The 24,673-nt window shown below is 67.3% G+C and carries 16 protein-coding genes, 3 pseudogenes and 1 riboswitch; of the genes and pseudogenes, 10 read left to right on the top strand and 9 right to left on the bottom strand.

All coding sequences use genetic code 11. The features are described from left to right. Positions 1-121 precede the first annotated feature (121 nt). Positions 122-784 (top strand): hypothetical protein, encoded by a 663-nt coding sequence (locus N4G47_RS14305; RefSeq protein ID WP_475287956.1) that lies wholly within the window; start codon positions 122-124, stop codon positions 782-784. Here the strand turns inward: N4G47_RS14305 and N4G47_RS14300 are convergent. Then, the gene (locus N4G47_RS14300) at positions 720-1,376 is read right to left on the bottom strand and encodes a M23 family metallopeptidase (protein WP_475287953.1); all 657 of its coding nucleotides are present in this window, start codon (positions 1,374-1,376) and stop codon (positions 720-722) included. The genes N4G47_RS14305 and N4G47_RS14300 overlap by 65 nt on opposite strands. Before the next feature lie 4 nt (positions 1,377-1,380). Further along, a complete protein-coding gene (locus N4G47_RS14295) occupies positions 1,381-2,340 on the bottom strand; it encodes a L,D-transpeptidase family protein (RefSeq protein WP_475287951.1) in 960 nt (319 codons plus the stop codon). A 234-nt stretch (positions 2,341-2,574) separates the two neighbouring features. Here N4G47_RS14295 and N4G47_RS14290 point away from each other — a divergent pair, with 234 nt between their 5' ends. Together N4G47_RS14290 and N4G47_RS14285 are read left to right on the top strand one after the other, a co-directional pair. Beyond that, complete coding sequence (locus N4G47_RS14290) at positions 2,575-4,701, top strand: methyl-accepting chemotaxis protein (protein WP_475287949.1); 2,127 nt, start codon at positions 2,575-2,577, stop codon at positions 4,699-4,701. Between the two features lie 124 nt (positions 4,702-4,825). Continuing rightward, on the top strand, positions 4,826-5,614 hold the full coding sequence (locus N4G47_RS14285) for a hypothetical protein (protein ID WP_475287947.1): 789 nt from the start codon (positions 4,826-4,828) through the stop codon (positions 5,612-5,614). A 58-nt stretch (positions 5,615-5,672) separates the two neighbouring features. Here N4G47_RS14285 and N4G47_RS14280 read toward each other — a convergent pair. Both N4G47_RS14280 and N4G47_RS14275 read right to left on the bottom strand, forming a co-directional pair. Next, positions 5,673-5,888 (bottom strand): annotated as a pseudogene (locus N4G47_RS14280) (hypothetical protein); the annotation flags it as partial. Between the two features lie 23 nt (positions 5,889-5,911). Beyond that, a pseudogene (locus N4G47_RS14275) lies at positions 5,912-8,001 on the bottom strand (catalase). Between the two features lie 115 nt (positions 8,002-8,116). Here N4G47_RS14275 and N4G47_RS14270 point away from each other — a divergent pair. The 3 genes from N4G47_RS14270 to N4G47_RS14260 all read left to right on the top strand — a co-directional run bounded on the left by N4G47_RS14270 (position 8,117) and on the right by N4G47_RS14260 (position 10,801). Beyond that, on the top strand, positions 8,117-8,839 hold the full coding sequence (locus N4G47_RS14270; RefSeq protein ID WP_107231198.1) for an AraC family transcriptional regulator: 723 nt from the start codon (positions 8,117-8,119) through the stop codon (positions 8,837-8,839). Positions 8,840-8,920: 81 nt separating this feature from the next. Next, positions 8,921-10,288 carry an amino acid permease gene (locus N4G47_RS14265; RefSeq protein WP_475287945.1) on the top strand — a complete coding sequence of 456 codons (1,368 nt, stop codon included), beginning with the start codon at positions 8,921-8,923 and terminating at the stop codon, positions 10,286-10,288. 102 nt (positions 10,289-10,390) lie between these two features. Continuing rightward, on the top strand, positions 10,391-10,801 hold the full coding sequence (locus N4G47_RS14260) for a VOC family protein (protein WP_107231196.1): 411 nt from the start codon (positions 10,391-10,393) through the stop codon (positions 10,799-10,801). A gap of 92 nt (positions 10,802-10,893) precedes the next feature. Here N4G47_RS14260 and gcvP read toward each other — a convergent pair whose 3' ends face one another. Then, the gene (gcvP, locus tag N4G47_RS14255) at positions 10,894-13,761 is read right to left on the bottom strand and encodes an aminomethyl-transferring glycine dehydrogenase (RefSeq protein WP_475287941.1); all 2,868 of its coding nucleotides are present in this window, start codon (positions 13,759-13,761) and stop codon (positions 10,894-10,896) included. Between the two features lie 62 nt (positions 13,762-13,823). Next, positions 13,824-13,926: riboswitch (glycine riboswitch) on the bottom strand. Between the two features lie 300 nt (positions 13,927-14,226). On the opposite strand from gcvP, the gene N4G47_RS14250 reads away from it, so the two are divergent. The 3 genes from N4G47_RS14250 (at position 14,227) to N4G47_RS14240 (ending at position 16,952) form a co-directional block, all read left to right on the top strand. Then, positions 14,227-15,453, top strand: coding sequence for a multidrug effflux MFS transporter (locus N4G47_RS14250; RefSeq protein WP_475287938.1), 1,227 nt, complete (start codon positions 14,227-14,229; stop codon positions 15,451-15,453). Between the two features lie 141 nt (positions 15,454-15,594). Next, positions 15,595-16,491, top strand: coding sequence for a siderophore-interacting protein (locus N4G47_RS14245; protein WP_475287936.1), 897 nt, complete (start codon positions 15,595-15,597; stop codon positions 16,489-16,491). Between the two features lie 68 nt (positions 16,492-16,559). Next, positions 16,560-16,952 carry a hypothetical protein gene (locus N4G47_RS14240; RefSeq protein ID WP_008265644.1) on the top strand — a complete coding sequence of 131 codons (393 nt, stop codon included), beginning with the start codon at positions 16,560-16,562 and terminating at the stop codon, positions 16,950-16,952. A 114-nt stretch (positions 16,953-17,066) separates the two neighbouring features. Here the strand turns inward: N4G47_RS14240 and N4G47_RS14235 are convergent, their stop codons facing one another. The 4 genes from N4G47_RS14235 to N4G47_RS14220 all read right to left on the bottom strand — a co-directional run bounded on the left by N4G47_RS14235 (position 17,067) and on the right by N4G47_RS14220 (position 23,860). Continuing rightward, on the bottom strand, positions 17,067-19,031 hold the full coding sequence (locus N4G47_RS14235; protein WP_475287934.1) for a M2 family metallopeptidase: 1,965 nt from the start codon (positions 19,029-19,031) through the stop codon (positions 17,067-17,069). Positions 19,032-19,631: 600 nt separating this feature from the next. Next, positions 19,632-21,281, bottom strand: coding sequence for a phosphoethanolamine transferase (locus N4G47_RS14230; protein WP_475287932.1), 1,650 nt, complete (start codon positions 21,279-21,281; stop codon positions 19,632-19,634). Then, the gene (locus N4G47_RS14225) at positions 21,278-22,045 is read right to left on the bottom strand and encodes a phosphatase PAP2 family protein (protein WP_475287930.1); all 768 of its coding nucleotides are present in this window, start codon (positions 22,043-22,045) and stop codon (positions 21,278-21,280) included. The genes N4G47_RS14230 and N4G47_RS14225 overlap by 4 nt, the downstream gene beginning before the upstream one ends. Positions 22,046-22,156: 111 nt before the next feature. Beyond that, positions 22,157-23,860, bottom strand: coding sequence for an ArnT family glycosyltransferase (locus tag N4G47_RS14220; RefSeq protein ID WP_475287927.1), 1,704 nt, complete (start codon positions 23,858-23,860; stop codon positions 22,157-22,159). 131 nt (positions 23,861-23,991) lie between these two features. On the opposite strand from N4G47_RS14220, the pseudogene N4G47_RS14215 reads away from it, so the two are divergent. Then, positions 23,992-24,672: pseudogene (locus N4G47_RS14215) on the top strand (response regulator transcription factor); the annotation flags it as partial. Position 24,673 lies beyond the last annotated feature (1 nt).

The raw sequence follows: 24,673 nt of genomic DNA, 5'->3' as shown, positions 1-24,673 counted from the left end.
GACCGGTAGCGCTGGGCCATGCCCGGCGTGGCTGAAAGAAGAAGCCCCGCGCAAGCGGGGCTTTTTCGTTACTGTGTCGCCAAGGCCGGCGAGGAAGCGAAGCGATGACCAGGATGTCAGCGTGAAAGGCGAAACGGTGGTGAGGGTCACCCTCTGGGTGCTCTGGAGCCTGTGGGGCATCGCCTGCCTGGTACTGGTGCTGGGCGCGGCTGCCAATACCCTGGCTTCGCGCACGCAGACGGTGCCACTGGTGCTGAGTCCTGGCGCAACCGCCCAGATCACCATCTACCGCCTCATCGATGACCAACTGCGCCTGCGCCTGCGCTATGCCGCGGACGGTACAGAGACTGACCCCGAGGTGCTGCTGCGCATCGATACTCCCACCGATCATGGAGACTTCCGCGCGGGAGAGCGTTCGGGAGTGGCCGGGCAGGGCATCGACCGCAGGCTGGCATCGGTTGAATCCAGCGGCCTCACGGCGTCCTACTTCGGCTATGGCCGCGGCGATGCATTGCCGCGCGGCCGTTCATGGCTGCGGGTAACCGTGCTGGAGGTGGACCCAGCGCTCGCGGGGCGCGCGGCAGACATCGAGCTGCAGCCACCGCTGGATCTGCTGAAGCTGACCAACCTGGATTACATCTGGCTGTGGCCGTTCTTCTTCTGGAAAGTGGCGGCGCTGTTCCTGCTGATTCCAGGGGCTGCGTTGGCAGTGTTCACTCTTACCTTGTGGCGCTGGCGGCGCCTGCCGTCGAAGCAGCCGGCTTCAGCAGCGGATACGGATTGATCGATTCGCCCTTCCACCACTGTTTTTCAGGGCCCAGCACGTGCACCTCGAAATGCAGGTGCGGCGCCTCGGCGCTGGCATTGCCGGTGCTGCCCACGTAACCGATCACGTCTCCGCGTTTGATCACCTGCTTTTCAGAAAGGCCATCGGCATAGCGCTGCAGGTGCGCGTAGTAGTAGCACCAGCGTCCGCTGGGCTCGAACTGGTAGATCGTCAGCCCACCGCGCTTGCTGTCGAACAGTTTCTCCACCGTGCCGTCGGCCGCGGCCAGCACGGGTGTTCCGGCATCGGCCATGATGTCGATCGCATCATGCACGCGTCCTTCGCTGCGGGCATCGGTGAAGGTGTCGCGCAACTGCGAGGGCAGTACGCCCTGCACCGGCAACAACAGCCTGTCGGCTGCCGCGTCGCCGCTGGTCGGCGTCGGCACCGGCGCTCGCGCGGTGGCCGCTTCCAGAGCCTGCGCTGTCATCTCGGTGGACGGCGTTGCAGGCGTGGGCGCCGCCGTGGGTTCAGCGGCATCGCGGCGCAGCCACCAGCCCATCCCCACACCCAGCAGCACGCCTAGCACGATCAGCTGCGAAAGACGCATCGGCTCACTCCTGCATCAGCACGGGAACGGAGGTATCCACCGCATCGGCCACGCGCAGCGCGTCCCAGTTGGTCATGCGCACGCAGCCATGCGATTCGGTCTTGCCGACATGGCCGGGCACCGGCGTTCCGTGCAGGCCGTAATGGGGTTTGGACAGATCGATCCAGACCCGGCCGACCGGATTGTTCGGACCGGGCGGCAGTGTGGCCTTCCTGTCGCCCTTGCGCGCATCCCAGAACAGCTTGGGGTTGTAGTGGAACGGCGGGTCGCGATACACGCCGAGAATCTTCCATTCACCGATCGGCAGCGGATCGTGCTGGCTGCCGGAAGAGACAGGCACCTGCGCGATCACCTTGCCCTGCGCATCCAGCAATTGCAGCGTGGAATCGGACTTGTCGACCACGATCTTCGCCGCCTTCGGCAATGCAGCCGGTACGATGTTGGGTACCTGGATGCGATTGCCGGCCTTGGCCAGATCGACGCCGGGGTTGAGCGCCTTCAGCAGCGCAGGCGAGGCATGGAAACGCTCGCCCAGTGATTCCTCCACGCTGCTGTAGCCCAGCGCCTTCAGCTTTGCCTGCGCGGCCGGCGTCTTCGGAACGGCGACGAACGGCCCGGCCACATCCTCGGCGGTCAGCGTGTAGCTGGCCAGTGGCACGACCGCATCGGCCTGCAGGGCCTTCCAGGTGCTGTCGTCAAGCTCTCCGCTCACCGTCAGGCCGTGGGCGGCCTGGAAGCCGGCCACGGCGCGGCGCTGGTTGCTGCCGACTTCACCGTCGATCTCGCCCGGGGAGAAATTGGCGCGATCCAGCAGTACCTGGGCGTGCAACGGTGAGCGCGCCGCGGTATCGGGTCCGGCCTTCTCGGCAATGGGCTCCGGCAACGGAGTCGACGGTGGCACCTGCGCGAAGGCGGGCGACACCAGCAGGGACAAGGCGAGCAGGGCGGGGCGGTGTACGCGCATGAAAGTCTCCGGCAGATGGCCGCTCCACCCTGCCCGCAGCGGCTGCGCAGCCCCCGTGAAAGCCACCTGACGCCGGCATGAGCAGGACCGCCCCTGCGCGGGGCAGGCCCTTGTCGCAGAAGCGCGGCGCGCGGCCTCACCAAGGTGAACGGCTGCCGACGCGTGTGCGGGTGGCCGATCAAGAATGCCGGTGGGCCGGCCGATACGGGCGCATCCCCCGTTTTGGATGTACCGATGAATTTCTTGAGGAATGTCAGGGTTGCCTGGCGTCTTGGGCTGGGCTTTGGCCTGTTGCTGCTGCTGGTTGCCGCTGTGGTGGCCACCGGCGCCACCGCCAGCGTGGTGCAGAAGCGCGCGATGCAGCAGGTGGTCGATGTCAGCGTGGCCAAGGTGCGGCTGCTGTCGCAGATGCTCGATGCCAACAACCAGATGATGGTGGTACGCCGCGAAATGCTGATCCGCCAGGGCGATGACCGTGGCCACGACGAGCAGCGCATCGCCGACCTGGTCAAGCGCTACGAAGCCAGCTGGAGTGCCTACCAGGCGTTGCCCAGCGATGCCGAAGGCAAGGCCTTCGCCGAAACCATTGCCGCCAAGCGTGCCATCGCACGCCCGCTCAACAAGCAGACCAGCGACCTGATGGAGCAGGGCGACTACCCCGGCGCCGTGGCGCTGACCCTGGGCCCGGTGCAGGAAGCGGCCAATGGCTGGAACAAGGCGCTGTCCGATGGTGTGGACTTCGAAGAGAAGGAAAGCCGCACCGCCGCGGCCGAAGCGATCCGCCTCGGCGAGCGCAGCCTGCTGCAGCTGCTGGTGCTGGGCGGCGTGGCATTGCTGGTCGGCATCGGTGCCTCGGTGATGATCGGGCGCAGCCTGACTGGCCCGCTGGCACGCGCGGTGAACCTGGCCGAGCGCCTGTCCAAGGGCCAGCTGGACCAGGAATTCCGCCTGGGTGGGCGTGACGAGCTGACCCAGCTGGGCGAGGCGATGGCCAGCGTGCGACAGAGCGTGCAGGCGGCGATCGGCGCGCAGCTGCAGATGGCCGAACAGCACGAGGCCGGCGCGATCCGCTACCGCATGGATGCCAGCGCCTTCCCCGGTGACTTCGGGCGCATGGTGCAGGCCACCAACAGCCTGGTCGAATCGCACGTGCAGGTGGAGCTGCTGATGGCCGAGGTGATGCAGCGCTACGCCATCGGTGACCTCAGCCGTGACCTGCCGGATTATCCGGGCGAGAAGGGCGCGCTGACCCGCACCCTGGCCGCGGTGAAGCAGAGCTTGATGGCGATCAACGCGCAGATCGATGAACTGGCCCGCGCCGCCCGCGCGGGTGATTTCAGCATGCGTGGCGATGCCGCTGCGTTCCAGTTCCAGTTCAAGGCGATGGTCGAGCACCTCAACGGCATGATGGCCAGTTCGCAGGCCAGCATCGCCGATGTCTCCGACGTGCTGCGCGCGATTTCGCATGGCGACCTGACCGCACACATGGACGGCGACTACGAGGGCGTGTTCGCGCGCATGCGCGACGACGCCAACACCACCACCGCGCAGCTGACCGGCATTGTGCGCGGCATCCAGGTGGCTGCTGACAGCATCAACAACGCCGCGCAGGAGCTGGCCGCCGGCAACAATGATCTGTCGCGCCGCACCGAGCAGCAGGCCGCCAATCTGGAAGAAGCGGCGGCATCGATGGAAGAACTGACCTCCACCGTGCGCCAGAATGCCGAGCTGGCCCGGCAGGCCGACAGCGAAGCGCATGCGGCCGGTGCCGCGGTGCGCGAGACCGAGCAGGCGATGGCGCAGATGGCCTCGGTGATGGGCGAGATCGACCAGTCCTCGGCACGCATCTCGGAAATCTCCACGGTGATCGACGGCATCGCGTTCCAGACCAACATCCTGGCGCTGAACGCCGCAGTGGAAGCCGCACGTGCGGGCGAGCAGGGCCGTGGTTTTGCCGTGGTTGCCAGCGAAGTGCGCACGCTCGCACAACGTGCCGGTGTCGCCGCCAAGGAGATCAAGGAGCTGATCGAAGACGCCGCTGCCAAGGTGAAGAGTGGCCTGGCGGTGACCGTTGAATCCGAAGCGGCGATCGCCCGCGTGGCCCAGGCCAGTTCGCGCACTACCCAGCTGATGAGCGATATCGCCGCGGCCAGCAAGGAACAGGCGGCCGGCATCGAGCAGGTCAACCAGGTGGTGGTGCAGATGGATCAGGTGACCCAGCAGAACGCTGCGCTGGTGGAAGAAGCCACCGCCGCCAGCCGCGCGCTGGAAGAGCAGGCGCATGCGCTGACCACCTCGGTGTCGGTGTTTCAGCTGGAGCAGGGCGCAGCTGCCCGCGCCGCGGCAGCGCGCGCGGCCTGACCGGTAGGCAACGGTAGCGTCGAGCTTGCTCGACTGCCTGTGTACGGAGATCGAGAGCAGTCGAGCGAGCTCGACTCTACCGCACGCCCCTTTTTCGGCGATGCTCGGCGGAAAAGGGGGCGATATGGACAGTAGGGAACCGGAAGGCACCTATGGCGACGTGCCGAGAGTGCAGGACATGGAGGTGGCCGCCGTCGCGCCACCGGAAGGACCGACCGACTGGTCGATGCTGCCGCTGACCGGCGGCGATGATGATTCGGCGGTGATGCAGATGGTGCGCCGCATGCGCCGCGAACCGGCGCTGCTGTTCAGCGTGGCCTATCTGCTGGTGTCAGCACTGGGCCTGTGGTGCAGCTTCTGGTTCTACCGCGGGTTCGAGCTGTCGATCCTGGACTACATGCAGCCCAGTGATTTCCTGGTTGCCGGTATCCGCGACCCCGCCTATGTGCTGCTGCTGGCGCTGGGGCTGCTGGTGGTGCTGGTGGCGAGCTGGCCGGAAACGCTGCGCATGCGCAATGCCGCCAAGCTGGAGCAGCTGCGTGGACGCAGCTGGATCTGGCGGGTGCTGCTCCGGCGTTCGTTCCTGACCAGCTGGGAGGGCATCGGGCTGCGGCCCCTGACGGCGATGACCCTGGCCGTGGCCGCTTTCATGGCCATCGGCGCGGCCAACTACGTGCAGGTGCGCGGGCAGCAGATCCGAAGTCATGGCAAGGGCGAGGTGATCCGCCTGCAACTCAACGGCGACCCGGCGCCGCTGCCGGGCAGTGCCCGCCTTCTGGGTTCCAGCAGTGCTTTCCTGTTCGTCTGGTGGCCGCAGCAGCGGCGTGCCGAAGCCATTCCAATCGCAGCGGTGCGCACGCTGCAGGCGGCAAGCGTGCAGCCAGTGGTGGCAAAGAGCGGTGCAGGCCGTTGATGGTGCCGTTGCGCCGTTGCACAGCACGGACACCACCACTCAGTGATCATCCTGCGCGCGTGCGGGTTCGTGTCGCCTTCTGCGCTGCCTTCTTCTTCACCGCCTTGCGCCCGCTGCCACTGCGCTTGCCACCGCCGTCCTGCTTGTTCACGGTGGCCCAGGCAATACGCTCGGCCGTGCGCTTGCTGGCGCCGCGCTCGCGTTCGCTTTCTTCGATGTGCTCGGCCTGGCGCTTCTGCTTGTCGGTGTACGCGGATTTGTCGCCCTGGGACATGTCGTTTCTCCGGGAAGGAAGATTCAGGCCAGCAGGCGCAGTTTGGGTTCGCGCGCCCACTGGCGGGTCGCGGCGGCGGTGAGGAACGCCCTGGTGTCCTCGGCCTCCACGATGCCGGCATCATTGCCCACGCGTGCGGCCTTCAACAGCGACTGGCCGCCCACATCGCTGGCAATGGCTTTCAGATGCGCCCAGGCATGGCTGACGAACTCGACCGCCGCCGCGTCCTTGGCCAGTGCCTTGGCAGCGTCTGCACCGAGCACCACGGCCACCGCATCGAACACCACCGACGGCGTGCCTGCCAATTGGCCATCGGCGGCCTGCGCCTTGCCGTTGCTGAGCGTGGCGCCACCGACCTTGGGCGCGACCAGCTTCACTTCGGCGCCGGCCTTGCGCGCGGCCTTCTGCAGGGCGGCAAGCACACCTGCATCCGAACCCTCGTCGAACAGGATGCCGATGCAACGGCCCTGCAGCGTGTCCTTGCTGCGGCCGATCACCCGCACTTCGGGCACGGCCGGCAGGTCGCGCGCCGGCACCGCGGTCGGCGCAGGCTCGGGCAACGCGGCCAGGGCCAGGCCGTCGGCCACGCGCTGGGCGAGCGCCTCGTCGATGTTGCGCAGATGACTGACGGTGCGCACGCGCACCTTCAGCGTTTCCACTTTCGACAACTCGAACACCAGCGCCGAGGCCAGGTGCGCCTGTTCGGGCTTTTCCAGGCTGCGGAAGAACGCGCGCGCCTGGCTGTAGTGGTCGGCAAAGCTCTCCGCACGCGTGCGCCCCTTGCGACCATCGTCGGCGCTTGGGTGGCTGCGGAACCCCGCCGGTGTCTCGCGTGGGCTGTCGTCTTCCAGCGAACTGGGGTCGTAGGCCACGCGCCCCTTGGGCACCTGCATCTGCATGTGCCCGTCGCGCTGGTGGTTGGCGAAGGGACAGCGGGGGCATTGACCGGAATCTGGTGGAAGTTCGGTCCGCCAAGGCGGATCAGCTGCGTGTCCAGGTAGGAGAACAGCCGCCCCTGCAACAGCGGGTCGTTGCTGAAGTCGATGCCCGGCGGCACATTGGCCGGGCAGAACGCCACCTGTTCGGTTTCGGCGAAGAAGTTGTCCGGCCAGCGGTCCAGCACCATCTTCCCGATCACCTGCAGGGGCACCAGTGATTCGGGAATGATCTTGGTCGGGTCCAGATGGTCGAAGGGGAAGGCATCAGCCTCGGCTTCGGTGAACAGCTGCACCGCCAGTTCCCATTCGGGGAAGTCGCCGCGCTGGATCGCCTCGAACAGGTCGCGTCGATGGAAGTCATTGTCGGCGGCCTGCAGCTTCAGCGCTTCGTCCCAGACCGTGGACTGGATACCCAGTTTCGGGCGCCAGTGGAATTTGACGAACGTGGAATCGCCGGCTTCGTTCAACAGGCGGAAGCTGTGCACGCCGAAGCCTTCGATCATGCGCAGCGAGCGGGGAATGGCGCGGTCGCTCATTGCCCACATGATCATGTGCATCGACTCGGGCATCAGCGAGATGAAGTCCCAGAACGTGTCATGGGCGCTGGCCGCCTGCGGGAATGCACGGTCCGGTTCCATCTTCACCGCATGTACCAGGTCCGGGAATTTCATCGCATCCTGGATGAAGAACACCGGGATGTTGTTGCCCACCAGGTCCCAGTTGCCCTCCGGCGTGTAGAACTTCACCGCGAAGCCGCGCACGTCGCGCGGGGTGTCAACCGAGCCGGCGCCGCCGGCCACGGTGGAAAAGCGGGTGAACACCGGCGTCTTCGTGCCCACCTCGGTGAGCACGCGGGCGCGGGTGTACCTGCCCAGCGACCGGGTCAACTGGAAGTAGCCATGGGCGGCGCTGCCGCGCGCGTGCACGATGCGCTCGGGAATGCGCTCATGGTCGAAGTGGGTGATCTTCTCGCGCAGGATGAAATCTTCCAGCAGGGTGGGGCCGCGTGGCCCCTGGCGCAGCGAGTTCTGGTTGTCGGCCACCGGGATGCCCTGGGCGGTGGTCATGGGCGGGTGCGTGCCGCCGGCGTGCAGGTGCAGTTCGTCGCCTTCGCCGCGGCGCTGGCTGGGGGACGGGGTGGGTGCGCGCTTGCCGGTCGGCTTGCTGGCGGCCATCGGGGGCTCCGGGATTGAAGGACAAAGAAGGACTGACAGTCGCCCCATGGCCGTTAACCCAGGGTCCGCCACGGGTGAACGTACGGGCAAAAGCAGGCTCGGGTATGCTTGCCGCATGCGAGTCGAGCCCACCGACATCGAAGCCCTGTTCGACGCCATCCCGGACGTGCTGTTCTTCATGAAGGACCGCCAGGGGCGTTACACCCACGTCAACCAGACCATGCTGCGGCGGCTGGGCCTGCGCGCGCGCAAGGACGTGATCGGGCGTACCGCGGCGGAGATCTACCCGACCGGGTTGAGCGCGGACTACGTGGATCAGGACGCCCGCGTGCTGTCCGGCGAGGTCATCGAGAACCTGATGGAACTGCATCTGTTCGCCAACCGCGAACCGGGCTGGTGCCTGACCTGCAAGCGCCCGCTGGTGGTCGATGGGGCCATCGAGGGCCTGATCGGCATTTCCCGCGACCTCGGCCAGAAGGACAGCCTGGGCAGCCAGTACGAGCAGCTGCGGCTGGCCCTGGCCCATCTCAACGCGCACTACGCCGAGAACGTGCGCATGCAGACCCTGCTGGACATCACCGGCTTCTCGCTGTCCAAGCTCGAGCGCAGCTTCCGCAAGGTGTTCCAGATGACCCCGCAGCAGGTGCTGACCCGGCTGCGGATCCAGATGGCCATGCACCTGCTGCATGGCGACGACAGCATCGCCTGCATCGGCCAGGCCTGCGGTTTCAGTGACCAGAGCGCCTTCACCCGCAAGTTCAAGGCTGAAACCGGTTTCTCGCCCCGTGCCTATCGGGCCCGTATCGGTGGCAACGTCGGCGAGCCTGCGCTGGCCTGAGCCACCTGCTGCGCTGCGCCTATCCGTGCAGGCGCGGGACAGGGTAAGGTGTCGCCCCTGTAGCCGCCGCCAGCCCCGCCGATGCCCAATTCGACTCCGTCCGCTTCACCGTCCCGCCTCGGGCATTCGCTCAAGCCGCGCCAGCTGATCATGATGGGGCTGGGCAGCGCCATCGGCGCCGGCCTGTTCCTCGGCTCGGGCGTGGGTGTGCAGGCGGCCGGTCCGGCGGTATTGGTCTCCTACCTGGTCGCCGGCGCGCTGGTGATCATCGTGATGAACGCCCTGGGCGAGATGGCGGCGGCCAAACCCACCAGCGGCGCGTTCTCGGTGTATGCCGCCGATGCCATGGGCGCCACTGCGGGCGCCACCGTCGGCTGGTTGTGGTGGGTGCAGCTGGTGATCGTGATCGCCGCCGAGGCGGTGGGGGCGGCCGGGCTGCTGGCTACCGTCTGGCCGGCCATACCGGTGCCGATGGCGGCGCTGGCCTTCATGCTGTTCTTCACCGCCATCAATCTGCTCGGGGTGAAGAACTTCGGCGAGTTCGAATTCTGGTTCGCCATCCTCAAGGTGGCGGCGATCCTGGCCTTCATTGCCATCGGCGTGGCGCTGCTGATGGGCTGGCTGCCGCAGGTCACCTCACCGGGCCTGAGCAACTTCACCGAACACGGCGGTTTCGCGCCGAAGGGCCTGGCCGGTATCGGCGCGGCGCTGCTGGTGGTGGTGTTCGCCTTCGGCGGCACCGAGATCGTGGCGGTGGCGGCAGCCGAAACCGAAGACCCCGAACGCAGCATCGCCCGTGCCATCCGCACTGTGGCCTGGCGCATCCTGGTGTTCTACATCGGCTCGCTGAGCGTGATCATCGCGGTGGTGCCGTGGACCAGCGAGGCACTGAAGTCGCCGTTTGCCGCCGTGCTGGATATCGCCCGCATCCCGGGCGCCGGTACTGCCATCACGCTGATTGCGGTGATCGCGCTGCTGTCGGCGCTCAACGCCAATCTCTACGGCGCCTCGCGCATGATGTACTCGCTGGCGCAGCGCCGCGAGGCGCCGGCGGTGCTGGGTTGGACCGATCCGCGCCAGGTGCCGGTGATTGCCGTACTGGCCAGCGTGCTGTTCGGTTTCGCTGCCACCGTGATGGAACTGCTGTTCCCGGACCGGGTGCTGCCGGTTCTGCTCAACATCGTCGGTTCCACCTGCCTGCTGGTGTGGACGCTGTCGCTGGTCTCGCAGCTGGTGCTGCGCCGGCGTGCCGACCGCCTGGGCACCCGCCTGCCGTTCCGCATGGCCGGTTTCCCATGGCTGACGGTGTGCGCGCTGGGCATCCTGGCGCTGATCTTCGGCCTGCTGCTGAGCGAGTCGCATACCCGCCTGCAGTTCCTGTCGATGGTGGCGCTGACCGCCACGATCGCCGCTGGCAGCGCCATCGCCCGGCGCATGCGCGAGGCGTGACGAAGCTGCCGGCCAGCGGCCGGCACTACCACGGGGGCTGCACATCGGCCGTGCAATGCTGATCGCGTAGGCCGTCATCGGCCCGTCGACCGGGAGTACCGCATGCTGCGCAGCCGTCCGTTCCTGATGTTCACCGGCCAGGCCGAGGCCGCTCTGGCCCTGTACGCCGAGGCCTTTGCCGATTTCCGCCTGCTGGCCCTGCAACGCCACCCGGAGGGCCCCGGTGCCGGCGTACCCGGGCAGGTGCGCCAGGCCATCTTCCTGCTCGGTGGCACCCACTACCTGTGCTTCGACAGCCTGGATGTGCACGACTTCACTTTCAGCCCGTCGATCTCGTTGTTCGTCGAGTGCTCCGGCGCCGAACAGTTCGAACGCGCCGCGCGCGTGCTGGGCGAGGGCGGGCACTGGCTGATGCCGGTAGGCGACTACGATTTCAGCAACCGCTATGGCTGGGTGCAGGACCGCTACGGTGTGTCGTGGCAGTTGAGCCTGGGGCAGATGCCGGACCCGTGATCGATTTTTTGTGGGTGTGGATCTTGGTCCACACTCTTTTAAGAGAACGGCCCGCTCGCGCGGGCCGTTTTCATTTCCGATGGGTCGAAGGATTACGCCTCGACTTCATCATCCTTGTAGGCATCGACCGGGATGCAGGCGCACATCACGTTCTTGTCGCCGTACACGTTGTCCACGCGTGCCACCGGCGGCCAGTACTTGCTCTGCTTCAGGCTGGCCAGCGGGAAGGCGGCCAGTTCGCGCGGGTAGGCGTGGGTCCACTCGCTGGCGGTCACTGCGGTGGCAGTGTGCGGCGCGTTCTTCAGCGGGTTGTCCTCGCGGTCCAGGCGGCCGTCTTCGATCGCGCTGATTTCCTCGCGGATCTGGATCATCGCGTCGATGAAACGGTCCAGCTCGTGCAGCGATTCGCTCTCGGTCGGCTCGACCATCAGCGTGCCGGCCACCGGGAAGCTCAGGGTCGGGGCGTGGAAGCCGAAGTCGATCAGGCGCTTGGCCACGTCTTCGGCGCCGATGCCGCTGGTCTTCTCCAGCGGGCGCACGTCCAGGATGCACTCATGCGCGACCAGACCGTTGCGGCCGGTGTACAGGGTCTTGAAGTGCGGGGCCAGGCGCTTGGCGATGTAGTTGGCGTTGAGCTGCGCGACCTGGGTGGCCTTGCGCAGGCCTTCGCTGCCCATCATGGCGATGTACATCCAGCTGATCGGCAGGATCGAGGCGCTGCCGAAGCTGGCCGCACTGACCATGCCGACCGGGCCGTTGTCACCCAGCTTGCCCGGCAGGAACGGCGCCAGGTGCTCCTTGACCGCGCACGGGCCAACGCCCGGGCCACCACCGCCATGCGGAATGCAGAAGGTCTTGTGCAGGTTCAGGTGCGAAACGTCCGAACCCCACTTGCCCGGCTTGGCCACGCCGACCAGGGCGTTCATGTTGGCGCCGTCGGTATACACCTGGCCGCCGTGCTGGTGGATGATCTCGCAGATCTCGACCACCTCTTCCTCGAACACGCCGTGCGTGGACGGGTAGGTCATCATGATCGCGGCCAGACGGTCGCTGTACTTCTCGGCATTGACGCGGATGTCTTCGACGTCGACGTTGCCGTTGGCATCGGTCTTGGTCACCACCACCTTCATGCCGCACATCTGTGCCGAAGCCGGGTTGGTGCCGTGCGCCGAATCCGGGATCAGACAGATGTCACGGTGGCCTTCACCGCGCGAGCGGTGGTAGGCACGGATCGCCAGCAGGCCGGCGTACTCGCCCTGCGCGCCGGAGTTCGGCTGCAGGCTCACCGCGTCGTAGCCGGTGCATTCGACCAGCATCGCTTCCAGCGTATCGATCAGTTCCTTGTAGCCCAGCGCCTGGTCGGCCGGCACCAGCGGATGGATCTGCGAGAACTCCGGCCAGGTCACCGGGATCATCTCGGCGGTGGCGTTGAGCTTCATGGTGCACGAGCCCAGCGGGATCATCGTGCGGTCCATCGCCAGGTCCTTGTCGGCCAGCGAACGCAGGTAGCGCAGCAGTTCGTGCTCGCTGTGGTGGGTGTTGAACACCGGGTGGGTCAGGAACGCGGACTGGCGCAGCAGGCCGGCCGGCAGCGCGTCGGCGGTGCTGGCGTCCAGCGCGTCGACGTCGGCCTGGGCACCGAACACCGCAGCCAGCGCAACCACGTCGGCGCGGGTGGTGGTTTCGTCCAGGCTGATGCCGACCGAGTCGCTGTCGATCGCGCGCAGGTTGTAGCCGGCGGCGCGTGCCTTGGCGTGGATCTCATCGGCGTGCACGCCGGTGATGTGCAGGGTGTCGAAGAAGTCGCCACCGACCTGCACGCCGGCATTGCGCAGCGCTGCGGCCAGGATCGAGGCCAGGCGGTGGGTGCGGCGGGCGATGCGGGTCAGGCCTTCAGGGCCGTGGTAGACGGCATACATCGAGGCCATCACCGCCAGCAGCACCTGCGCGGTACAGATGTTGGAAGTGGCCTTCTCGCGGCGGATGTGCTGCTCGCGGGTCTGCAGGGTCAGGCGGTAGGCCGGGTTGCCCTGGGCATCGATCGAGACGCCGATCAGGCGGCCCGGCATCGAGCGCTTGTAGGCGTCACGGCAGGCCATGAAGGCAGCGTGCGGGCCACCGAAGCCGAACGGCACGCCGAAACGCTGGCTGTTGCCGACCACGATGTCCGCGCCCCATTCGCCCGGGGCGGCCAGCAGGGTCAGTGCCAGCAGGTCGGTGGCCACGGCCACCAGGCCGCCACGTGCGTGCACGGCATCGACCAGCGCCTTGTAGTCGCCGACCTGGCCGAAGGTATCCGGATACTGCAGCAGCAGACCGAAGGCTTCCGCTTCCAGTGCTTCGGCCGGGGTGCCGACGCGCAGCACGATGCCCATGGGCTCGGCGCGGGTGCGCAGCAGTTCCAGCGTCTGCGGGTGCACGGCGTCGTGCACGAAGAAGGTGTCCGACTTCGACTTGGCCGAACGCTTGGCCAGGGTCATCGCTTCAGCAGCGGCGGTGGCTTCGTCCAGCAGCGAGGCGTTGGCGATTTCCATGCCGGTGAGGTCGGCGCACAGGGTCTGGAAGTTGATCAGTGCTTCCATGCGGCCCTGCGAGATTTCCGCCTGGTACGGGGTGTAGGCGGTGTACCAGGCCGGGTTTTCCAGGATGTTGCGCAGGATCACGTTCGGCGTGTGGGTACCGTAGTAGCCCTGGCCGATGAAGCTGCGCAGCACGGTGTTCTTGTCGGCGATCGCACGGATCTTGGCCAGTGCCTGCACTTCGGTCATCGATTCCGGCAGCGCCAGCGGCGCCGGCGACTTGATCTTGGCCGGCACGATGGCATCGGTCATCGCATCCAGCGACGCGTGGCCGACGACGTCGAGCATCTGCGCGATCTCGGCATCGTTGGGGCCGATGTGGCGCTCGACGAACGCGGAATGATGCTCGAGCTCACGCAGGGAAGGGGTGTTCTGGGACATGGCGAAGGATCCGTCAGGAAAGGGCACACGCACGGGCACAAGCCGCCGGTCGGCGGTCTGCGGGGCGCCCCTCTGTCCTTTTGCCTGAGAGTTTAAAAGCGCGGGCAACCGCAGCTTCGTGCCCCTTCGGCGCCGGATCGAACCGGTCTCTCCAGAGTTGTGTTACGGGTGGTATCGGGCCTGAGCGATTACGGGCGTTGCGCCTTCGGCAGCGGTGTTCCGCTTCTCCCACCGTGTTGCCCGCCGATTATAGCCCGTTGCGGGCCCGCCGGCGGCCGCCGGTCGGTGCGGCCGGGCCTGAATGGCCGATGGCCCGGTCGTGCGTTTTGTGCAGCGCTGCATGGCATCGCGTGCAATCCCCACCTATGATGGCCGGATTCTCGTATTCATCTGGCGCCGTCCCTGCCGCAAGGGGACCGGCGCCGGCCGTGCGTGCCGCGCATGGCCCTGCCGGACACCCTTTCCATGACCGCCGCTGTTGCTCCTTCCACCCGCCGCATGGCCCTGCTGCTCGCCGGCCTGGCCATGTTCGGTCCGTTCTCGATCGACACCATCTTCCCGGCCTTCCCGCAGCTGGCCCAGCGCCTGGCGGTGGACGAGGTGGCGGTGCAGCAGACCATCAGCGTGTACCTGCTGTTCTACGGCCTGATGAGCCTGGCGCACGGCCCGCTGTCCGACGCCTGGGGGCGCAAGCGGGTGATCCTCGGTGGCCTGGTGGTGTTCGTCGGCGCCTCGGTCGGTTGCGCGCTGTCCACCGACCTGACCACGCTGCTGGCCTTCCGCGCGCTGCAGGGGCTGTCGGCGGGCGTGGGCATGATCGTCGGCCGCGCGGTGATCCGTGACCTGTACCATGGCCACGACGCGCAGCGGCTGATGAGCCAGGTGTCGATGCTGTTCGGCATCGCGCCGGCCATCGCGCCGATCATCGGTGGCTGGATCCTGCTCAGTGGCGCTGGATGGCCGCTGATCTTCTGGTTCCTGGTGGTGTTCGCGCTGGTGCTGCTGGCGGCTACCGCGCGCTACCTGCCGGAAACCCATCCGGTCGAGGCACGCGTACCGTTGTCGCCACGGGTGCTGATGCGCGACTACGTGCGCATCGGCTTCAACCCGCGCTTCCTGCGCCTGGCGCTGGCCGGCAGCATCGGTTTCGGCGGCATCTTCCTGTACATCTCCTCGGCGCCGGTGTTCGTGATGCAGCATCTGCACCTCGGTGAAGGTGGGTTCGCCTGGCTGTTCATCCCCACCATCGGCGGCATGACTACCGGCTCGTTCCTGTCCGGGCGCATGGCCGGGCACACCACGCCCACCCGCCAGGTCGCCATCGGTTTCAGCCTGTGCGCGCTGTCGGCGCTGCTGAATGTCGGCTACGTGGCGCTGTCGCCGCAGTTCGTGCTGCCGTGGGCAGTGCTGCCGATCTTCCTGGGCGGCATGGGCATGTCGCTGATCTTCCCGATCCTGGCACTGGCGGTGCTGGACATGTACCCGCACCAGCGTGGCCTGGCCTCGTCGCTGCAGGCGTTCGTGCAGCTGATGATCAGCACCGTGGTGGCCGGCGTGGTGTCGCCGCTGCTCAGTGCCAGCCCGCTGCACCTGGCGCTGGGCCAGGCCGCGTTCTTCGCTGCCGGCTTCGTGTTCTGGTACTGGGAACATCACCGCGAGCGCGCGGCACAGGCGGCCTGCACGGGCCATTGAGCAGCGTGCAGGGGTAGGGCAGGCCGTGATGCCCGCAACGCTTGCGACGACCGGCGACCGGACTAGGCTGGAGGCTCCAGCCAGCCAGTGCGTGGATGCACGACCGCCAGCCGATCCGATGTCGTCGCATGAGGTTCCCCCATGGCTGCGCAGCAGACCTACCGCCTGTTCGAGGTGGCGCTGAAGGAGCGCCGCGTTCTTTCCCCTTCCCTGGACCGCATGGTGTTCACCGGTGCCGACGTGGCGCGGATGAAGACCGAAGGCCCGGACCAGCGCATCAAGGTGTTCTTCCCCTTGCCCGGCCAGGACGTGCCGCAGGTGCCCAACGGCGAAGACTGGTACCCGCGCTATCGGGCCCTGCCGGACGACCAGCGCCCGCCGATGCGCACCTACACCATCCGCCAGCTGCGCGCCGAGCAGGGCGAGGTCGACGTCGATTTCGTCATCCATGGCGAGACCGGGCCGGCTTCGCGCTGGGCCATCCACGCGCGGCCAGGCGACCGCGTGGTACTGCTGGCCCCCGATGCCGACTGCGCCGACAGCAGCGAAGGCTGGGAATGGAAGCCGCCGGCCGGTGTCGGCCAGGTGCTGCTGGTGGCCGATGAAACCGCGCTGCCGGCGGTGGCCGGCATCCTCGAGGAACTGGCCGCGCTGGCCGATCCGCCGCGCACGCTGGCGCTGCTGGAAGTGGCGCAGGCCGGCGATGCGGTGCCGCTGAAGGCGCCGGCCACGGCCGAGCTGGTCTGGTTGCCGCGTGGTCAGGCGGCCCACGGCCAGCCGTTGCTGCAGGCGGTCCAGGCGCGGCTGGCGGCGGCCTCGGCGGTGTCCGCCGATGATGAACTGGAGGAGATCGACGTCGATACGCAGATCCTCTGGGAGCAGGCCGATACCCGTGCGGCCGGGCCGCTGTATGCCTGGGTGGCAGGCGAGGCCGGGGCGGTGATGGCGATCCGTCGCCATCTGGTCCGCGACTGCGGGCTGGACCGTCGCGCGATCACCTTCATGGGCTACTGGCGGCACGGCAAAGTGCTGGACTGAGCGGGTGTGAAGCGGCGTGGCGGGCGGGGTGCGCTATCCTTGCGCCCCCTTCGCAGCGGTACCGCACCATGTCCACCAGCTCCAAGACCCGCCGCGACCAGCGCCGTCGCCAGGAAAAGCAGGCCGCCAACAAGGCCGCTGCCCAGGCCTCGCCGGTGGAGCCGCATGCGGAACTGCGCGATGCACAGCGCACCCTGCTGGCCGGAGTCGTGCGCCGCGACGGCGAATGGGTGCTGGGCATGGATGGCCGCATTGCCGGCCACAGCGAGAGCGCAGCGCAGGTACTGGCGCTGATCATGCAGGCCGGTGAGCTGCACGAACGCAATGGCACGCCGGTGCGCCTGATGTATTCGGACGCGTTGCGCGATGCCGCACAGGCCGAGGCGAAGGAGAAGGGCCAGACCTTCGAGGAATTCAAGGCCGAGCTGGCCGCAGCGATGGCGGCGAAGAAGAACAGCTGATCCGCCTCGCGGTAGTGCCGGCCGCTGGCCGGCAACCGCTTGCCGGCAACCGCTTGCCGGCCAGCGGCCGGCACTACCGGAAAGGGGCGGATCCTCGCGGACCCGCCCCTTTTCTCATTTCGCCGCCGGCGCCGCGTTGGCCTGCCAGCCGCACATCTGGCCTTCGTTCTGCTGCTTCAGCCACTCGTTGACCGGGGTGAAGTACTCGATCATCGGGCCGGCATCGAGCTTGTCGGTGCCGGTCAGTTCCTTCAGCGTGGCCTGCCACGGCTGGCTGGCACCCTTGCTCAGCATCGCCCAGTACTTCTGCCCGGCTTCCTTGTTGCCGTAGAAGGTGCACTCATGCAGCGGGCCCTTGTAGCCGGACGCGTCGCACAGGCCCTTGTAGAACTGGAACTGGAGGATGCGCGCCAGGAAGTAGCGGGTGTACGGGGTGTTGCCCGGCACGTGGTACTTCGCGCCCGGGTCGAAGAATTCTTCGCCACGGGTGCTGGCCGGGGCCACGCCCTGGTACTTGGCCTTCAGGTCCCACCAGGCCTTGTTGTAGTTGTCGGCGGTGATCGAACCGTCGAACACGCCCCAGCGCCAGCGATCGATCATCAGCCCGAACGGCAGGAACGACACGCCCGACAGCGCCATGCGCATCTGGTTGTTGATCACCGCCTCACGGCTTTCGGTCGGTGCGTCGACCAGACCGATCGAGCTGAGGTACTTGGGCGTCATCGCCAGCACGATGGTGTCGCCGATCGCTTCGTGGAAGCCATCGTTGGCACCGCCCTGGAACAGGGGCGGCAGCGGGTTGTAGGCCAGGTCGTAATAGATGTGGCCCAGCTCGTGGTAGATGGTGGTGAAGTTTTCTTCGTTCGGCTTGATGCACATCTTGGTGCGCACGTCGCCTTCCATGTTCATGTCCCAGGCGCTGGCATGGCAGACCACGTCGCGGTCGTCGGGCTTGATGAACTGGGTCTTGTCCCAGTACGACTGCGGCAGCGACGGCATGCCCAGTGACACATAGAAGTCCTGCGCGCGCTCGGTCATCTGCTTGGCGGTACGCAGTTCGGCCTCGCGCTGCGCCTTGTACTGCGCGGCGACGTTGGCGTCCTTGCCGGCCTTGGCCAGCGCGGCGCTCAGGTTGGTCTGGTACTGCTTCTCAAGCGCGGCGGTGATGTCCAGGCTGCCGGCGCCCGGGTACGGTTCCAGCTGGTCCCACAGGTTCGACCAGTCCTGCTGCCACATGTTGCCGAGCAGGTGCGCGGCGATCAGGCCGTTGCCCACTTCGGCCTTGTCCTTGCCGTAGGTCTTGTCCAGCTTGCCGCGTGCGTAGCAGTGCAGCTGCTCGTACATCGGCTTGACCTGTTCCCACAGGCGATCGGTTTCCGGGCCGATCTGTTCCGGCGGCATGTCATAGCCGCTGCGCCACATCTGGCCGGCATCGGTGAAGCCCATGCCCTTGGCGCCTTCGTTCACCAGGCCGACGAAGGTCTGGTAGTCGCCGCGCATGCTCTTGGTGGTGCTGTGCCAGCCCTGCCAGGCATCGAGCTGCTTGTCGTAGTCGCGGCTGCGCGCCAGCACCTGCTCCAGTTCGCCCAGCTGGCGGCAGGAGTTCGGATCGTTGGCGTCGGTGCAGTACTTGCCGGCACCGTAGCTGCCTTCCATGCGGGTGGCGATCTGGGTCAGCTGGGCCAGCTTGGCCGGGTCGCGCGGCGCCGGCATCGAGGACATCAGCTTCAGCAGGTGGATCGCACGCTTGCTGTCCTCGCTCATCGGCTTGCCATCGAACCTGGCGGCCTGTTCGATCCAGCTGTTGAGCTGGGTCAGCGAGCGCTCGTTGGCCTTGGCCGCGATGCGTTCCGAATCACTGTTGATGTAGGTGGAGGACAGCCACTGCGCCGAGGTCATCTCCGGGTAGGCGGCCTTGAATTCGGCATTGATGCGGGCCACGAACTGGTCGGCGGTTTCACCGGCCGGTGCGCTGCTGCTGGCGGTATCGGTGCCTGGGGTGGGTTCCTTCTTGCAGGCGGCCAGGGCCAGCGTGGCGGCGGCGATAGCCGAGGCCAGCAGGAGATGACGGTGTTTCACGGGCGGTCCTTGGGTGGTGAACGACGGCCGAAGGCTAGTGGGCAGCCGCTGCCACCGCAAGTGGCGGAAGTCGGCCGGGCGGCGCCCGGCACCCGCAGAGGCGTTCAAGCAAGGGCAAAGGCCGAAGCAACGGCAACAGCGGGCTATCCGTGGTTTGGCGGGGGATGTGGGCTTGCAGGACACGCCGTAAACGCATCCATGGGGGCTCGATGGCGCCATCCATGGCGCCAACGGTCCTGCAAGCCCACACCGCCCCACCTCTGAAAGATGGCGGCGGCCGTTGGTGGGTGTCGACCATGGTCGACACATCTGTCAGGTATCGACAATCAAAATTGGGGTCGGATCCGTTTTCCTCCGGAAAACGGATCCGACCCCATCGGCATGTCCAACAGGTCGCGGAAAACTGTCGAAGGCGGGGTGGGTCCGGTGGCGGGGGCGTGAGCCGCATGGATGCGGCGACCGAGCCTACATGGACGTATTCACGGCGTCCCCCGCCACCGGACCCACCCCGCCATCCCACGGAATGCACGCTGTTGCTGTTGCCGTTGCTTCGGCCGTTGCCTCTGCAGGTGCAGGGCTGCAAGCCCTGCCGAACAACCCTCAACGCTCGCAGTTGGCGAACACGTCGCGGTCGCGTTCGTACAGCGCCGTCTTCACCTGCATCAGGCCAAGCACCGACGGGAACAGGTTGTCGTGGTCGGTATACGCCGCCGAGCGCTTGCGCACGCACTGCAGATCCAGCCCGCGGCTACTGGCAAAGCCCGGCGAGAACCACATCGTCATCGGCACCCGGGTCTGCTCGGCCGGGGCAATGGCGTAGGGCACGCCATGCAGGAACAGGCCCTTCTCGCCCAGCGATTCGCCGTGGTCGGACAGGTAGATCATTGCCGTGTCGTAGTCCTGCATGCCCTGCAGCGTGCCGATGGTCTTGGTCAGGAAGTGATCGGTGTACAGCACGGCATTGTCGTAGCTGTTGGTGATCTCTTCGCGCGAGCAGCGGCCGATGTCACGGGTGTCGCAGGTTGGCTTGAAGCGGGCAAAGGCCGCCGGATAGCGCTCGAAATAGGCCGGGCCGTGGTTGCCCAGCTGGTGCAGCACCACCACGCGGTCACCGGGCCGGGCGCGTACCTGGGTGGCCAGATCCTGCAGCAGGATCTCGTCCATGCAACGGCCATCGGCGCACAGGCCCGGCGTGGTCGCATCGGACAGCGACTGGAAATCCAGGTTCTCACACACGCCCTTGCAGCCGGACTGGTTGTCACGCCACAGCGGCGCAATGCCGGCGCGGTTCAGCACGTGCAGCAGCGACTGATGCGCACGGATCTTCTTCTCGTCGTAGTCGTGGCGGCCCCAGGGTGAGAACAGGCACGGCAGCGAGACCTCGGTGCTGGTGCCGCACGAATGCATGTCCGGGAAATTGATCACGCTGGCCTGGGCCAGCTCCGGCGTGGTGTTGCGGCCGCCATTGAGGCCCCAGTTCTGCGCGCGCACGGTCTCGCCCATCACGATCACCAGCAGGCGCGGCTTGCTGGCCGGCGCTCGCGGGGTGGCCTTGGCATCGGTGCCGATCGGCAGCTTCGGCGCGCGCTGCACCGGGTTGTCGCCACGCAGTGCGCGCGGCATGCCCAGCAGAACGTTGGCCGGTGTAGCCAGGTAACGCACTTCGCGCTGGTTGCGCATCAGCGCCGAGACGTCCTGGAACGAGATCAGCGCGCCGCCAACGGCGGTCACCGCTGCCACCACCAGGAAGCCGAGGCGCCACAGCAGACTACGGCCCCAGCTGCGGCGGCGCAGCTGCACCCGCCACAGCACCGCCATCGGCAGCACTGCCAGAAGCAGCACCGGCCATACCAGCGACACGGTCATCAGCTCGCGGCTTTCCTTGGGGTCGGTCGCCAGCACATTGCGCAGCATGTCCGCATCCAGGTAGATGTGGTAGCGGCTCATGTAGTGCGCAGCGAATGCGGTCACCAGCAGCAACAGGCTGATCACCACCTTGGCATTCCAGCGCCAGACCAGGATGCCGAGCAGCACGCCGTGCGCGCCCAGCAGCAACAGCAGCAGCGACAGCGCGTAGCGAAGGCTGCCCGGATGGCTGGCCATGGCGCTGTGCCAGAACAGGCCGTTGCCGGCGACCGCGAAGAACAGGCTGGTCAGCGCGATCAGCGCTTCGGTGGACAACTGCGGCCGCCAGTGGCGGAGGTTGGCCAGCGCAGGAAAACGCGCGGGACGTTGCACCGATGCACTCATGCGTTTGCCTCCTGGCGGTGAGGACGGTCCGGCTGACGGTGGATCAGGACGCGTTTGACGATCAGGTACAGGCCCAGCGACAGCAGCCAACATATCAACGCGGTGGCAACGTCATGCGAAAGGAAATGGGCGCCCCGCAGCTGCTGGCTGATGCCGAACACCAGGCCGGTGCCCAGGCCGATCCACAGCCCAACCCAGCGCCAGGACGGCCGCCACAGCAGCGCGAAGAAGTACAGGCAGAGCCAGGCGTAACCGGCACTGGCATGTCCGGCCGGGAAGCAGGCCTGCGCCGCCATGCCGGCAGGACGTGCGGTGAACAGACCGATGAAAGGCTGGTGCCCGCCGTAGCGCAGCAGGTCCCAGGGGCATTCCATCGGCACCAGCGACTTCATCAGGGAGATCACGCCGGTGCCCAAGGCCATGGCAATCACGACATAAAGCAGCGCCCATCGCAGGGTGCGATCACGTCCTTTGCGCCAGTGGTGGAAGCACAGCAGGATCGCCACCAGCGCGGCGGCGGTACTGAGCCATTTGCCGGCCTTGTGCACGACCGTGCGGGTGAGCCACGCATCCTGCAGCGCCCAGCGGCCCCCTTCGAGGCGGAACAGGTGATCGGCCACCCATTGGTCGCCGCCGAAACCCATCAGCAGGGTGAACACCGGCAGGGCGATCGCGACAGGCAGCCAGAGGTGAGTTACGGCAAATTTTGACGCCAGTGGCGATGTTGCAAGCGGCGCTACCGAATCAAGGGGACGGACGGGCATGCTGGGCAGGAGCGGTTCGGGAATCCGCGCCCATGCTCGTCACCGGCATGTCGGAGAAGGGTCGGACACGTGTTCGCGCCGGGTTAAGGTTTGCCCGGCGCGTGCCAACGTTCAGTCTTCTTCGGCGTTCGCACCGGCCCGTTCGGCGTGGCACTGCGCGTCCCAGGCCGTACCGGGAAGCAGTTGCCAACGATTCCTGTTGGCGATACCGATATCGATCACCTTGGCCGGGTCAACGCAGGGGCTCATCGCATCGTCCAGCACCAGCAGCCAGCGCTTGTCAGGTGCCTCGGCCAGCCACGGGCCGGCATCGTGCCATTGCTCGGCCCAGGGCCGCTTGAAACCGAACTCGCGTGCCGGGCGGTCGGCCTGCAGCAGGTTCTGCTCGCGCCAGGCGACCAGCGCCAACTCGGCGTCCGGGCCGATCCGCGCACCGACCCGGCGCATCAACGCCGAGGCCGAGGCATAGGGGTCCAGCGCCGGGATCAGCACCAGGCCGTAGAGCATCCACAGCAGGCCGTGGGTCAGCAGCACCAGCGTCGCCGCACGACGCACCCGCAGCCAGACGATCAGGGTGGCCAGGGCGATGGCGAAGGTCAGCAGCCCATCGCCCAGCACCGGCAGCAGCGTGTCAGGCATCGCCCGCCGCTCCAGCTGCGCCAGCGCCCAGGGGTGCTCGGTCATCAGCATTACGCCCAGCGTGCCGGTGGCCAGCATCAGCATCACGCTGTAGCCGAACAGGTAGCGGCGTACGCACAGCCGGCGCAGCAGTCCGGGCAGCAGCGGCGCCACGGCCAGTGCCATCGCTGGCAGCATCGGCAGCAGGTACACCTCACGCTTGCCCGGGCTGGCGCTGAAGAACACCAGCACCAGCAGCGCCCAGCCCAGCAGCAACCACTGGCGCCGGTCGCCACGACGCAGGCGGCGCCACCAGGGCTTGAACAGCATCGGCAGCAGCAGGCTGCCCGGCAGCCACAGCGTGAGGATCACCTGCAGGTAGTACCAGACCGGTTGCCGGTGATGCCAGGCGTTGGCATAACGGGTGCCGGTCTGCTTGAACAACAGTTCATGCGCGTAGGCCTGCAGTTCGGCGCTGGGCGAGTGCAGCAGGGCCCAGCCCAGCGGCGCCAGCCACACACCTACGCCCAGCAGGAAGGCCGGGATCAGCCACAACAGGGTGGCCGGATGCGGGCCCTCCACGGTGTAGCCGCGACGGCGCTGGTACAGCCACCAGCCGAACCAGGGCAGCACCATCAGCAGCGGCAGGAAGCCCACGCCCTTGGTGACCGTGCCGAGGCCGGCGGCGAAGCCGGCCAGCCACAGCGCGGGCAGATTGCGACGCTCGCACAGGTGTCGCAACAGGCCCCACAGGGCCACGGTGGTCATGCCCACCAGCACCATGTCGATCTGCGCACGCTTGGCCATCAGTCCGAACTGCAGGGTGCAGAACAGTGCGGCCAGGGCATAGACCGCGTGTCGTGGCGACCACAGCCGGCGTGCCAGGTCCGATACCAGCCACAGGCTGAGCAGGGCGCCCAGCAGCGAGGGCAGCAGGAACGACCATTGCCAGCTGCCCACCACCTCGTAGGCGGCGGCCTGCAGCCACATGAACACCGGCGGCTTTTCCGCATACAGCTCGATGCCCCGGTGCGGCAGCAGCCATTGCCCGCTTTCGACCATGGTGCGGGCGGCCAGCACGAAGCGCGGCTCGTCCGGCGGCTGCGGTTGGCGCAGGCCGATACCGGCTGCCAATGCAGCGATGATCAGCAGCCACAACAGGGGCAGGCGCCAGCGGTGGGGCAGGGCTACGGGCACGGCAGGCTCCGGGAGCAAAACGGCCACTCTGACGTGGCAGGGGTAGGAAAGGCGTCGGAACCGGCGCAGGGCGACCGCATTCCGACATGCGCAGCGCTACCATGGTACGAACTTCCGTGGATGTTTCGTGCATGCGTCTGTTGGTGATCGAGGACAACCGCCAGCTGGTGGCCAACCTGTTCGACTATTTCGAGTCGCGCGGGCACGTGCTGGACGTGGCCCCGGATGGCATCACCGGCCTGCACCTGGCCGGCAGTCATCCCTACGATGCGGTGATCCTGGACTGGATGCTGCCGCGCATGGAGGGCCCGGAGGTGCTGCGCCGGCTGCGCGCCGAGCATGCCTCGGAGGTGCCGGTGATCATGCTCACCGCGCGCGACGAACTGCCGGACAAGATCGCCGGTTTCCGCGCCGGCGCCGATGACTATCTGACCAAGCCGTTCGCGCTGCCGGAACTGGAAGTGCGGCTGGAGGCGCTGCTGCTGCGCGCGCAGGGCCGCAACCCGCGCAAGCGCCTGCAGGTGGGCGACCTGGTGCTGGACCTGGCGACCCTGGAAGCCCAGCGGGGCGGCCAGGTGCTGCACCTGTACCCGGCCTGCCGCAAGTTGCTGGAAGTGCTGATGCGCGCCAGCCCCGGCGCGGTCACCCGCCAGCAGCTGGAATTCGCGCTGTGGGGAGACGAGCCGCCGGACGGCGATCTGCTGCGTTCGCATGTCTACGAGCTGCGCCGCAGTGTCGACGGTCCGTTTGGCGAGAAGCTGATCCATACCCTGCCGCGGGTCGGCTATCGCCTGGCCGAGGCCACCCCGGCGC

Source organism: Stenotrophomonas sp. GSD10 (genome assembly GCF_056172695.1).
The sequence above is the reverse complement of the archived record's forward strand: the minus strand, read 5'-3'. Positions and strand labels throughout refer to the sequence as shown.